Origin of the sequence: Pararhodospirillum oryzae (assembly GCF_007992075.1) — a bacterium.
Classification (GTDB): domain Bacteria; phylum Pseudomonadota; class Alphaproteobacteria; order Rhodospirillales; family Rhodospirillaceae; genus Pararhodospirillum; species Pararhodospirillum oryzae.
Genome location: NZ_BJZO01000010.1, coordinates 34,388 through 47,580, shown reverse-complemented (window position 1 = coordinate 47,580; position 13,193 = coordinate 34,388). Strand labels below are relative to the sequence as shown.

General features: G+C 67.8%; 8 protein-coding genes. 1 reads left to right on the top strand and 7 read right to left on the bottom strand.

Annotated elements, in window-relative coordinates; all coding sequences use genetic code 11:
* Positions 1–79: 79 nt before the first annotated feature.
* From ligA to ROR02_RS03090, 5 genes are all read right to left on the bottom strand, one after another.
* Positions 80–2,191: an NAD-dependent DNA ligase LigA gene (ligA, locus tag ROR02_RS03110; RefSeq protein WP_147162546.1), complete on the bottom strand. Its 2,112-nt coding sequence runs from the start codon at positions 2,189–2,191 to the stop codon at positions 80–82.
* Between the two features lie 178 nt (positions 2,192–2,369).
* Positions 2,370–4,052: a DNA repair protein RecN gene (gene recN, locus ROR02_RS03105; protein ID WP_147162545.1), complete on the bottom strand. Its 1,683-nt coding sequence runs from the start codon at positions 4,050–4,052 to the stop codon at positions 2,370–2,372.
* A gap of 119 nt (positions 4,053–4,171) precedes the next feature.
* Positions 4,172–4,999, bottom strand: a complete 828-nt coding sequence (locus ROR02_RS03100) for an outer membrane protein assembly factor BamD (RefSeq protein WP_147162544.1) — start codon at positions 4,997–4,999, stop codon at positions 4,172–4,174.
* Between the two features lie 244 nt (positions 5,000–5,243).
* Complete coding sequence (locus ROR02_RS17350) at positions 5,244–7,370, bottom strand: putative bifunctional diguanylate cyclase/phosphodiesterase (RefSeq protein ID WP_281290993.1); 2,127 nt, start codon at positions 7,368–7,370, stop codon at positions 5,244–5,246.
* A gap of 92 nt (positions 7,371–7,462) precedes the next feature.
* The gene (locus ROR02_RS03090; protein WP_170244927.1) at positions 7,463–8,197 is read right to left on the bottom strand and encodes a substrate-binding periplasmic protein; all 735 of its coding nucleotides are present in this window, start codon (positions 8,195–8,197) and stop codon (positions 7,463–7,465) included.
* 367 nt (positions 8,198–8,564) lie between these two features.
* On the opposite strand from ROR02_RS03090, the gene ROR02_RS03085 reads away from it, so the two are divergent.
* Positions 8,565–10,118 (top strand): methyl-accepting chemotaxis protein, encoded by a 1,554-nt coding sequence (locus ROR02_RS03085; protein WP_147162542.1) that lies wholly within the window; start codon positions 8,565–8,567, stop codon positions 10,116–10,118.
* Between the two features lie 75 nt (positions 10,119–10,193).
* On the opposite strand, the gene ROR02_RS03080 is transcribed toward ROR02_RS03085, so the two are convergent.
* Positions 10,194–11,645 carry a short-chain fatty acyl-CoA regulator family protein gene (locus ROR02_RS03080; protein WP_246135374.1) on the bottom strand — a complete coding sequence of 484 codons (1,452 nt, stop codon included), beginning with the start codon at positions 11,643–11,645 and terminating at the stop codon, positions 10,194–10,196.
* A gap of 33 nt (positions 11,646–11,678) precedes the next feature.
* A complete protein-coding gene (gene rlmN, locus ROR02_RS03075; RefSeq protein ID WP_147162541.1) occupies positions 11,679–12,839 on the bottom strand; it encodes a 23S rRNA (adenine(2503)-C(2))-methyltransferase RlmN in 1,161 nt (386 codons plus the stop codon).
* Positions 12,840–13,193 lie beyond the last annotated feature (354 nt).

Sequence of the window (13,193 nt, the reverse complement as noted above, 5' to 3'; positions counted from 1 at the left end):
TTTGACAGGTCAACGCGTATTTGTAAAAGAAACGCGGGGTGCGCCCGAAAAACGGGAACCGTCCCCCGGGCGCCCCGGGTCATCCCCCCCCGGCGCACAGCTCCAAAAAGGCGGCCTCGTCCAGCACGGTGACGCCGAGCGCCGCCGCCTTGGTCGCCTTGGAACCGGCATCGGCGCCCGCCACCAGGTAATCGGTGCGCGCCGAGACCGAGCCCGTGACCTTGGCACCCGCCGCCTGGGCGCGGGTCTTGGCTTCTGCCCGACTCAGGGTTTCCAGCGTCCCGGTGAACACCACCGTCTTGCCGGCCAGGGGACCAGTGGACTCTTCCGGGGCCTCGACATCAAGCACGCGCACCCCGGTGGCCAGCAGGGCGTCCAGGACCTGGACGTTGTGCGGTTCGGCGAAGAACTCGACCAGATCGCGGGCCATCGACGGACCAATCCCCTCGATCCCCACCAGGGTGGCGAAGGCCGGGTGGGTTTCGTCGCCGGCCTCGGTCATCGCCTGGCGCCAGGCCTCCAGGCTGCCGTAATGGCGGGCCAGCAGCCGGGCCGTGGCCTCGCCGACTTGCGGAATGCCCAGGGCGTAGATGAACCGCTCCAGGCTGACCCCGGCGCGGCGCGCGTTCAGGGCCGCGAACAGGTTGGCCACCGATTTGGGGCCCCAGCCGTCGCGGTTTTGCAGGCGGGTCAGGCGTCCCGGAGCCTGGTCGCGTTCTTCCAGGGTGAACAGGTCGGCCGGCGACGTGATCAGGCCTTCCTTGAAAAAAGCCTCCAGCGAGCGCTCGCCCAGGCCCTCGACATCAAAGGCCCCCCGCGAAACGAAGTGCTTCAGCCGTTCCACCGCCTGGGCCGGGCAGATCAGGCCGCCCGTGCACCGGCGCGCCACCTCGCCCTCGCGGCGCACCGCGTGACTGTCGCAGGCCGGGCAGCGGTCGGGGAACGCGTAGGGATCCGCGTCGGCCGGGCGCCGCGCCGGATCGACCGCCACCACCTGCGGAATCACGTCGCCGGCCCGGCGCACCTGGACCCAGTCCCCCACCCGCACGTCCTTGCGCCGGATCTCGTCTTCGTTGTGCAAGGTGGCGCGGCTGACCACCACGCCGCCCACGGTCACCGGCTCCAGCTCGGCCACCGGGGTCAGGGCCCCGGTGCGGCCCACCTGCACCCGGATCGCGTTGACCCGGGTCGTGGCCAGCTCGGCCGGGAACTTGCGCGCGATGGCCCAGCGGGGCGCGCGACTCAGGGTGCCCAGACGCTGCTGCCAGTCCAGGCGATCGACCTTGAACACCACCCCATCAATGTCGTGGTCCAGGTCCGCGCGCACGGCGGCGATGGTCGCGGTGTAGGCGATCAGATCCTCGACCGAGGCACAGGCCTGCGTTTGCGGATGCACGGGAAAGCCCCAGGCCCGCAACCGCTCCAGGAAGGCACCGTGGGTTTCAAAAGGAGAGGCCAGCCCCTCGATCTCGCCCCAGGCATAGGCGTACAGGCTCAAGGGGCGCTGGGCGGTGATGGCCGGATCCAGCTGGCGCAGCGAGCCGGCGGCGGCGTTGCGGGGGTTGGCGAACACCTTGCGCCCCCGGGCGGTCTGCTCCTCGTTCAGGCGCGCGAAGTCGGCCTTGCGCATGAACACCTCGCCGCGCACCTCCAGCACCGCCGGCGGGGCGTCGTCGTTCAGGCGCGACGGCAGGTCGGCCAGGGTGGCCAGGTTGCGGGTGATGTCCTCGCCGGTGGTGCCGTCGCCCCGGGTGGCGGCGCGAACAAACACCCCGTTTTCGTAGCGGGCCGAGAACGACAGGCCGTCGATCTTGGGTTCGGCCCGGTAGGCCAGGGCGTCGTCGTCCTTCAAGCGCAGGAAGCGGCGCACGCGGGCGTCGAACTCGCGTACCTCGTCGTCGTCGAAGGCATTGGCCAGCGACAGCATCGGCACCGCGTGACGCACCTGGGCAAAGCCCTCGACCGGGGCCGCGCCGACCCGGGCCGACGGGCTGTCGGCGCGAACCAGATCGGGAAAGCGCGCCTCCAGCGCCTGGTTGCGCGCGCGCAAGGCGTCGTACTCGGCGTCGGTGAGGTCCGGTTCGTCGTCCTGGTAGTACAAACGGTCGTGGTGGGCGATGGCGGCCGCCAGCTCGGCCAGTTCCGCCGCCGCCTCCTCGCGCGACAAGGTTTCCACGGGTTTCGCGCTCATGGTCTCTCCGCAACGGCAAGATCTCAAAACCGGGGAGGCGCGGCCTCCCCAGACCCCTCGATTCATGAGGGGGGTATCCGACGTTCCGCCTGTCAGGATCCAGAAAAATTTAAGTGGGGTCTGGGGAGGCTACGCCTCCCCGGCCTTCTCTTTCCAGCGAAGCACCCGCGGCACGGGATTACCCGCCGTTCCCCGCCAGCAAGGCGGCGGCGGCGGCGCGGGCGGGCTCGGTGATCTCGGCGCCCGCCAGCATGCGGGCGATTTCCTCAATGCGGGCGGGCGGGTCCAGGGTGCTCACGGTGGTGCCGGGCAGGCCCTCGTCGTGGGCCACCTTGCTCACCCGGAAATGCCGTTCGCCCCGGGCGGCGACCTGGGGCGAATGGGTGACGACCAGGACCTGGACCACGCGGCCCAGGCGCGCGAGGCGCTCGCCCACGGCCGCCGCCGTCGCGCCTCCCAGCCCCGCGTCGACTTCGTCGAAGATCAAGGTGGACACGGTGCCATCGGCGGCCAGGACTACCTTGAGAGCCAGCATGAAGCGCGACAGCTCGCCGCCGCTCGCGATCTTGTGCAACGGGCCGGGATCGGCGCCCGGGTTGGTCGCGACCAGGAAGGTCACCCGATCCAGCCCGCGCGGCCCCCACTGGCTTTCGGGGAGTTCCTCCAAGGTGGTGCAAAAGCGGGCCTTGTCCAGGCGCAGGGGGGCCAGTTCCGCCGCCACCGCCTTGTCCAGGGCCCTGGCCGCGCGCGCGCGCTCGGCCGACAGGGCGCGGGCCCGGGTTTCGTAGGCGGCGCGGGCCTCGCGCTCGGCCCGGGCCAGGGCATCCAGGCGCGAGGTGTCGCCATCCAGGGCGGCCAGGGCGCGGCGGGTGTCTTCCAGAAGCTCGGGCAGCGTGTCCACCACGCAGCCGCGCTTGCGGGCCTCGCCGCGCAGGGCGAACAGGCGTTCCTCCACCGATTCCAGGCGCGAGGGATCCAGGTCCAGGCGCCCGATCAGCGCTTCGAGGGAGGAGCGCGCTTCCTCCAGCTCAACCGCCGACCGTTCCAGGCCCTGGACGATGCCCTCGACCGCCGGCCCGGCCAGGGGCGCGATGCGATCAAGCAGGCGCCCGCTCTGGCGCAGGGCCCCGCCCACGTCGGTGGGGGTGCTGAGCGCCGCCAGCGCGCTGTTCAAGCCTTCCATCAGCTTTTCGGCGTTCATCAGCAAGGCGCGCTCCTCGGCCAGGGTCGCCTCCTCGCCCACCTGGGGGGCCAGGGCCTCCAGGTCCTCGACGGTGGCGCGCAACAGGTCTTCCTCGGCCCGGGCGCGGGCCAGGCTCTCCTCGGCGGCGCGGCGTGCCTTGACGGCCTCGTGCCATGTGGCATGGGCCCGGGCCGTGGCGGCCAGGGCCTCGCCGAGCGACTCCCCGAAGGCATCCAGAACCGCGCCGTGAGTCCCCGGATCAAGCAGGCCCTGGGTGTCGAACTGGCCATGAATCTCGACCAGGGCACGCCCCAGCGTGCGCAACAGGCCGACACTGGCCGCCTGGTCGTTGACATAGGCCCGGCCGCGCCCGTCGGCGTTCACCACCCGGCGCAGCACCACGGGCTCGTCGGGATCGGCTTCCAGCCCGGCCTCGGCCAGCAGGGCCCGGGCCGGATGATCGGGCGGGGCCGCGAACCCGGCGGTCACCGACAGGCGGGCCGCCCCCTTGCGCACCAGGCCGCTGTCGGCCCGTCCGCCCAGGGCCAGCCCCAGGCTATCGAGCAGGATCGATTTGCCCGCGCCGGTTTCGCCGGTCAGAACGCCCAATCCGGGGCCAAAGGTCAGATCGAGGCTTTCGATCAGAACCACGTCGCGGATCGACAGGAAGCTGAGCATGGATGCCCCGGAAGTCTAAAGCATTTTCAGCCGAAACGGGCAGCGTTTCGGCTGTTGGAAAATGCGACACCTCAACAAGTCAGAGCGCATTCATGGATCCTTTTTGATCGGAATGCGCTCTAGAACCAGCCGGTCAGGGCGTCGTACCAGGACGTATCCTTCTCGTCGCCCTGGTCGGGTTTCTTGCCGGTGACCAGCGCATAGGCATCCACGTACCAGTCGCTGCCCGGGAAGTTGTGCCCCAGCACGGCGGCGGCGCGTTTCGCCTCGTCGGTCAGCCCCAGAATGGTGTTGATCTCGACCAGACGGTAGAGCGCCTCGGGCACGTGGGTGGTCTGGTCATAGGAGTTGATGACGGCGGTGAACCGGTTGAGGGCGGCCAGGTACTGGTGGCCCTTCAGGTAATAGCGCCCCACGCTCATTTCCTTGCCGGCCAGGTGATCGCGGGCCAGGTCGATCTTCAAGCGGGCGTCGCGGGCGTAGGGCGACTCCGGGAAGCGGGTCACGACATCGGACAGATAGGTCATGGCCTGACGGGTAATCTGCTGGTCGCGGCGCACGTCGGAAATCTGCTCATAATAGCACAGTCCCCGCAGATAATAGGCATAGGCGATATCGCGGTTGCCGGGGTGCAGGTCGATGAAGCGGTTGAGGGCCACGGCGGCGTCGTCGTAGGCGCCGTTTTCGTACAGGGCATAGGCCGCCATGATCTGGGCCTTGGTCGCCCACACCGAATAGGGATGCTGGCGTTCCACTTCGTCGAACGCCTTGGACGCGGCTTCGTAATTGCCCTGATTGAGCTTATCGACGGCGTCGTTGTACAGCTCCTCGACCGGCCGTTCGACATAGGCGGGCTTGTCGGTGCTGCACGCGCCAAGCCCAAGGGCGGTGGCCAGGGCCAGGGGGGCCACGAGCGAGCGCAAGGAAAACCTCCGGTCGGAAATCATGGATGCGGGTCCTGGGGCGAGAGCGCGAAAAACCAAGCCAAGGCAAGACGCAAAACGAAAACCCGTCCAAAACGGATGATCGGATCGGCACGGCCCGAGCGGGCCCGGACTATATCATGGCCGGCTCGGGATCGGGCAAGCGAAGAAGCCGCGCGGACGGGGCTGTTCCCGGCGGAAGAGGGAAAAGATCCTTCCCTCCTGGAGCCGCGCCCCCCTGGAGGCACGCGGGCGGAGCGAAAAAGACTCAGGCGGCCTCGGCGCGCCAGGTCCGGCAGAACGGCAAGAAGGCCTCCTCGGGCAAGGGGCGGCTGACCAGGTAGCCCTGGACCATGTGACAGCCATTGTCGCGCAGCCAGTCGAACTGTTCGCGGGTTTCAATGCCCTCGGCGACGGTCCGCAATCCCAGCTGTCCGGAAAGGCCAATGATCATGCGCGGAATCGAGGTATCGCCGGGCAGATCGCTCACGAAGCTGCGATCGATCTTCAAAACATCGATGGGCAGGTTCTTGAGGTACGCCAGCGACGAATAGCCGGTTCCGAAGTCATCAACCGAGAGACGCACGCCCAACGCCTTGATCTCGCGCAACAACTGCGCCGACACATTGAACTGGCTCATGATGGCGCTTTCGGTGATTTCCAGCTCCAGAAGATCCAGATCCACCCGGTTGGCGCGCAGCACCGCCATGAAGTCGTCCAGAAAGGACGGCTCGCTCAACTGGCGGGCCGAGACGTTGACCGCCATCGACAAGGGGCCGAACTGGGTTTTCCATTGCGCCTGCACCCGGCACGCCTCGCGCAGGACCCAAAGGCCGATGTCGTAGATCAGGCCGGTTTCCTCGGCGATGGGAATGAAGCGGCCCGGGGCCACCAGTTCGCCCCCGTGGCGCCAGCGCACCAGGGCCTCGCAGCCCGCGACCCGGCCGCTGCCCAGATCGACCTTGGGCTGGAAGTGCAAGACGAACTCGCCCCGGTCCACGGCGGCGCGCAAAGACCCCTCGGTTCGCAGCCGGATCAGGGCGTTTTCGGTCATCGCGCGTTCAAAAAAGGCCCACTGCCCGGGCCCCGCGGCCTTGGCGGCGTACATGGCGGTATCGGCATTGCGCAGCAGATCCTGGCCGCCGGCGCCATCCTGGGGATGGCAGGCGATGCCAACCGAGGTGCTGGGGTGGACCACCGTCCCCGCGACCTCGACCGGACGCTTCACGGCGGCGATGACACGTCGCGCGAGACGGGCCAGATCCTCGATACTCCGGCGGCCTTCGACGATGATCACGAATTCGTCGCCGCCCAGCCGTCCGGCGGTGCCCACGCCCACCAGAACGCTGCCCAGGCGCCGGGCGACCTCCTGCAGCACCTCGTCGCCGGCCTCGTGGCCCAGGCTGTCGTTCACGTGCTTGAACATGTCGAGATCAAGGAACATCACCGCCACGTGCCCCTCCTCAAGGGGCGCGTCGGCCAGGGCGCGGTCGATGATTTCCAAGATCAGGCTGCGGTTGGGCAATCCGGTCAGGGCGTCGCGGGTGGCCATGTGACGCAAGGCGGCCTGCACCACCGCGAGACGCTCCAGCAGCGCGTTGAGGCGCCGGACCATGCGGCCGAACTCGTTGCGACGATGGACCTCGGGCACCCCCAGCGGGCGCGCGGCCGGATCCTCGGGATCGATGCGCTCGACCGCGCGCGCGGCCGCCACCAGATGACGGGCCAGGAAGCCGTGCATGACCAGGCTGGTGGCGCCCGCCACCACCACGATGACGAACAGCATGCCCAGGGTCTGGTCGGCCAGGCGTCCGGCAATGCCCTTGATGAACAGCCGGGCGTCGTAGGTCAGGTAGACGTGTCCGATCACCTGGACCAGCAAGGCGTCCCGGGCGTCCAGTCGGGACGCCCCGGGCGCGCCGCCGCCGTGACCGTGAAACACGGCCCCCGCCGCTCCCGCCGGCACGGCATGGCTTGCCAGCCCCTCGGGACGAGGCCGCGCTCGGGTCAGGTCCACCCTCTGGTCCACGACCGGATGCATCAGGTGGTACAGAAGGGACTCCCATCCCGAGAACGAGTTTTTTCCCTCGTCGCGGCCGATGCTGGCAAACACCTTTTGGGACTCATCGACCACCAGGATCGCGCTCACCGGCTTGGCCCGCACGGTGTCCTCCAGCAAGGCGTGGGCCGTGGGCTCGTCCAGGTTCCAAAGCGCGTTGGACAGGGCCGAGCGCAAGGACAGGGCCGTGGTGGTGCGCAAGGTGGCGAAGTCGCGCTCGGCGGCCGACAGCAGCCACCACGACTGAACCAGCAAGAACACCATGCCCGCGATCAGGGCCACGGCGATCACCCGTGTCGTTTGCTGCAAGGCCATGTGCGGCCCGTGAATGAACACGCGCGAGCCCTCCTGTCGCGCCCCCGGTGGCGTACCGTGCGGTTCCGTGGGGGTTACCTCGATTCCATTCACGGTTTTTCCCAGTGCCTTCCTTATTGCACGGCCATGACAGCGGGCAGCGTGATTTTCTTCAACCCTTCGTTGAAGATTGAACGAGCCATACTGCCAGTTTCCGTTTTCTGGAAACAAACGTACAGCTTTTTCTTATCCAGAAGATGCGGACTCATCTGGACGCTACCCTTGAGTTCCGGATTCTGGTCCACCAGCCAGGTCATGACGTTGGCGTCGATTTCGGCCGCGTCGATCCGTCCCGCCGCCACCTTGCGGATATTGGTCAGGTCGTCGGTGACGGCCTCCAGAACCAGGGTGCCCGCCCGGGCGCGCTCGGCCAGCCCTGGCGTGGTAACGTATCCGGACACCACGCCGATATGCCGGCCCTTGAGATCGTCCAAGGTGGTCCAGGCCAGCGGCGCCCTGGTCGATTCGACCAGGCCCAAGGGCCCCGACCCGGCCGGGTCGGAAAACGCGCAGGCGCCGGCCGCCAGGTCGTCGGAATGGTACTCGGGAAAATAGCCCACGTATCCCTCGCCCAGTCCCGTCTGGACGGCTCGCTTCCATGGGTAGAATTCCACCTCCAAGGCATGGCCCATGGCCGCGAAAGCCTCCCTGGCGACCTTGACGCTGTACCCCTGGTCGGGAAGCGTTGCCCCGGAATAAGGCGGCCAGTCGAGGCTGGTCAGCCTGAAGGTTTCGGCCCGGGCCGTCGCGTGCGTCTGCCCCAGGACCAGAAGCGCCAGCGCGAGGCCAGCAATCCCCTGACGGATCATTGTCGTGTACCCCCTTGCCATGAGAAGGCCCGCCCCCCGCGCTCCCGGCACGACATCCGGACGCGACGCGCCCGGATACCGTCTTGGGCGAGGTGTTTCCCCACGCGGGACGTGGCTTTTCGTTTTCCGTCATGGGTCAGCGCGCGCCCCGGGTCCAGGGACACTTTTATGTAATATCAAAGTCTAGAAATACGCATCAAAAATCCATCCTGGATTTCAATTTCCTTTTGATAATGAAACGGTCCACTTTTTCCTAATTTGTCATAAATAGACGACAGGCACGGTGATAAACGACAGACCAATCGGCGGAAAGGAGCCTCTTGTTTCGGCCCGGAACCACCAGAGCGGGAGAGCGAAGGAATACACCATGAAGTTTCGTAGCGTCAAATGGCCGATCGTGCTTGCGGCCAGTGCTCTTGCCTTGCTCTTCATGGCCATGCTGGGCGCCGGCCTGCTTTCGGTGGTGTGGCACGACCAGGTGGACAACCTGACCACCCGGGCCCGGCAAATGGGAACCATGACCGCGGAAATGGTCTCGGCGCCGCTTTGGAACATGGATCAGGGGGAAGTCGAACGCCTGCTGGGCCTGCTGAAGGACGATCCCGATTTTCACGACGCCGAGATCCGCGACAAGGGGCAGGTTCTGGCCCGGCTTGATCAAGGAGAGGCCTTGAAGGAGGCCCCGGACGTTGTGCGCCTGGACGTGCCCATTCACGGGCCCCAGGGTAAAACCCAGATCGGGTTGCTGGCCATCGGGTTCTCAACCGAACGGGCCTGGGCCCAGACCGAACGCATGGCGGGGATCGGGGGCCTCCTGACCCTGGGGCTCGCGGTGGTGCTGGCGGGGGTGGTGTGGCTGGTGATGAGCCGGATCGTGCGCCCGCTGGCCGACCTGACCGGGGTCATGGACCGCCTGACCCACGACGACCTCGACGGGACCATCCCCCACGGCGCGCGCCTCGACGAACTGGGCAAGGTGGCCCATGTGCTGGCCGCCTTCCAGCAAACGGCCCGCGACCGCCGCGCCCTGGAAGCCGAGCGCCAGGCCCTGCGCGACCAGGAAGCCCAGGCACGACGCGGCCACCTGGAAGCCCTGGCCGCCCACCTGGACGAGGCGGTCGGGGCCATCGTCACCGCGCTTGACGGCATGGCCACCGACCTCGATGGCGCGGCGGCCCGCATGGGCACCGCCTCGGACCACACCGCCGACCTGACCCGAACCATTTCCCAGGCGTCGGAAGAATCGTCGTCCAGCAGCCAGACGGTCGCGGTGGCGGTCGAGGAACTGACGGCCTCGATTCACGAAATCAGCCGCCAGGTGACCCAGGCGGTGGAAACCACCTCGCAGGCGGTGGCCCACTCGGCCAACACCCAAGACGCCCTGCGCGCCCTGGAAAGCAGCGTGTCGCGCATTGGAGAAATCACCAAGCTGATCGACGACATCGCGAGTCAGACCAACCTGCTGGCGCTCAACGCCACCATCGAGGCGGCACGGGCAGGCGAGGCCGGCAAGGGTTTCGCGGTGGTGGCGAGCGAGGTCAAGAACCTGGCCAGCCAGACCATCCGCGCCACCGAGGAAATCGGGCGCAGCATCGTGGAAGTGGGCCAGGTATCGGAAACGGTGGTCTCGTCCACCACCCATATCACGCGCTCGGTCGAGGCCATCAATCAGATGACCAGCGGCATCGCCTCGGCGGTGGAAGAGCAGTCGGTGACAACCCGGGACATCTCGGCCAACGTCTCGCGCGTGGCCGAGGGCGCGACCGAGGTCAGCCGCACCATCGCCGCCGCCAACACCGAGGCCGACGCGGTGCGCCTCGCGGCCCGCGACGTCATGAGCCTCGCGCACCGGGTCAAGAGCAGCGCCGCCACCTTGCGCACCACGGTCGAGAAGGTGCTGAGCGATCTGAGAGCCGGGTGAACGACGCGGGGCGGCCGGGTCGCCGGAAAACGGGCCCCGACGCCCGCCCGATGGCCCGGCCCTCCCCCTTGGGCGTCAAAGAGCCGCGTAGGGTTCGAAGCGACGGCGGTTTTCGTCCACCAGGACCGTTCGCCCGGCCGGAGGAAAGGCGCGTTGCGGGCAGTCGGCCCGTTCGCACACCTTGCACCCGGCCCCGATGGGGGTTGCCACCTCGGGGTCGCCCAGATCCAGACCCCGGGCGTACACCAGCCGCCCGGCCTGATGCAGATCGCAGCCCAGTCCGATGGCAAAGGTCTTGCCGGGCGCCCGGAAGCCGCCCTGGCGGTGGGTCACGGTGCGCGCGATCCACAGATAAGCGCGGCCGTCGGGCATGCGCGCGATCTGGGTCAGGACCCGGCCGGGCTGGGCAAAGGCTTCGTACACCGTCCACAGCGGGCAGGTGCCGCCCACCCGCGAGAAGTGGAAGTCGGTGGCCGACTGGCGCTTGGAAATGTTGCCGGCCCGGTCCACGCGCACGAAAATGAAGGGGACCCCGGGCGCGCCCGGCCGCTGCAAGGTGGACAGGCGGTGGCAGACGGTTTCAAAGCCCACGCCAAACGCCTCGCCCAGCAGTTCGATATCGTAGCGCAGACGTTCGGCCGCCTCCAGGAACGCCCCGTAGGGGAGCACCACGGCTCCGGCGAAATAGGCGGCAAGCCCGATCCGGGCCAGGGCCCGGGCCGGGGCGCTGCCCAGAAGCGGCGCCTCGATCAGGCGGGCCAGCAGCCCGGCGTGCTCCAGGAAGGCCAGTTGCGCCGCCATCTGGAACTGGCGCTGCCCCTCGTTCAGGCCCGGGGCCAGGCCCAGCACGCGCGAGGCCGGATCGAAGCGGCGCAACAGCCCCGGCGCGACCTCGGCCGCGTCCAGCGGCCGCACCCGCACCCCGTGGTCGTCGCGCAACAGGCGCTCCAGGCCCACGGACCGGGCTTCAAGGACCAGGCGGCCGTCGAGGTACAAACGCTCGGCGGCGTCGTCCAGTTCGGCGATATGGTTGTGGCGATCGTAAAAGAAGTCGCGCACCTCGTCGTAAGGCATGAGGAGGGGCGCGCCCCCGGCCAGGGGAAGAGGCACCGTTCCCTCGCCCCGGCCGTCTCCCCAGGCGCTCAGAACCTCGGCCCGCTCGGTGGCGGCGCGGGCACGCCGGTGCAAGGCCAGCAGCGCCTGACCAAGGGCCGGACGGGTGGAAGCCAGATCCTGAAGGTCGGCGGTCGTGATTTCGGGCCCCACCCCGGCATCGGCCAGGGCCTCGCGCAGATCGGCGATCAGCCTCCCCTCTTCCTCGTGGGAGACCACCCGCAGATCAACCCCCAAAACGGCGTTGATGCGCAGCGCCACGGCCGCGCTCAACGGACGCTGGTCGCGTTCGATCTGGTTCAGGTAGCTGGCCGAGATCCCCAGGCGCCGCGCCAGGGCCGCCTGGGAAAGCCCGCGATCCTCGCGCAGGTGACGCAGACGCTCGCCCAGGAAAGCCGGGCTTTTCACGCCCACGCCCCGGCCCCCGCCCCGCTCCCCAAGGTAGGATCAGGCGTCGGGGGCGTGATCATCCCCGATCCCCTGGGCGAGACGGGCCTTGTGCCGGCTCAGGCGCTCGCGCTCGGAGTCGCTGCGCAGCTGGCCGCAGGCGGCCAGGATATCGCGTCCGCGCGGCAGACGGATGGGCGCCGAATAGCCGGCGTCGTTGAGCAGGCGCGAAAAATGCTCCAGGCGCGCGACCGAAGGCGTTTCATAGGGCGAGCCCGGCCAGGGGTTGAACGCGATCAGGTTGAACTTGCACGGAATCCCCTCGACCAGACGGATCAGGGCGCGGGCATCCTCGTCGGAGTCATTCACCCCCTTGAGCAGCAGGTATTCAAAGGTGATCCGCCGGGCGTTGTTGGCGCCGGGATAGTTCCGGCACGCGGCCATCAGCTCGGCCAGGGGATACTTGCGATTGATCGGCATGATCTGGTCGCGCACCGCGTCGGTGGGAGCGTGCAGGCTGACCGCCAGCTTGACCCCCAATTCCTCGCCGCAGCGCTCGATCATGGGCACCACGCCCGCCGTCGACAAGGTGATGCGCCGGCGCGACAAGGCGATGCCCTCGCCATCCATGATGATTTTCAGCGCGCCCGCCACGTTGTCGTAATTGTACAGGGGCTCCCCCATGCCCATGACCACGATATTCGACAGCATGCGCGATTCATCGATGGGCGACGGCCATTCCCCGAACGTGTCGCGGGCCACCATCACCTGGCCCACCACCTCGGCGGCGCTCAGGTTGCGCACCAGCAACTGGGTTCCGGTATGGCAGAACCGGCAGGTCAGGGTGCACCCCACCTGCGACGAAATGCACAAGGCCCCCCGGTCATCCTCGGGGATGTACACCATCTCCGCCTCGTTGCCGTCGGCGAAGCGCAGCAGCCATTTGATGGTGCCGTCTTCCGAGGTCTGGGTGCGCACGATCTCGGGGCGCGCCAGCGTGCACTGGGCCTTCAAACGCTCGCGCAAGGGAGCGCCAAGACTGGTCATCCGGTCGAAATCGGTTTCGCCCCGGTGATAAATCCAGTGCCAGAGCTGTTTGGCACGAAACGGACGTTCCCCCCAGCCTGTCAACAGATCGGCAAGCTGGTCGCGCGACAGACCGACAAGGTTCACCCGTTCGAGGTTTTGCGGTATAAGGCTGTCTGGCGTGCAGTGTGTCATGGATATGATACGAGGGTTAGGCGATTGAGGGACCCTCTTTCTTCTTGACCGCTTCCAGGCCACGGAAAAAGAAAAAGGCGGGGCAGCTTGGCATGGATGCGTGGTTCGACCAAGGGGCTTCGATGGAACGGCAAGGGCGGAACCGATCCCGGCCCCGGAAACAGGCCACTCCACGGAGAGCCGTCGATCCAGGAGGATCCTGCGGCCTTACCCCGGAAAGAGCAAGTGCCGGCGGAACAGTCAGGTTCCCCTGGGTCAATCAGGTTAAATTTTGGTGACTATCTTTGTCAAGAGTGGGGGATCGCGTTGTCTTGCGAGGATTCGGCGAGACCAGGGGCGGCAACCCTTAACAGA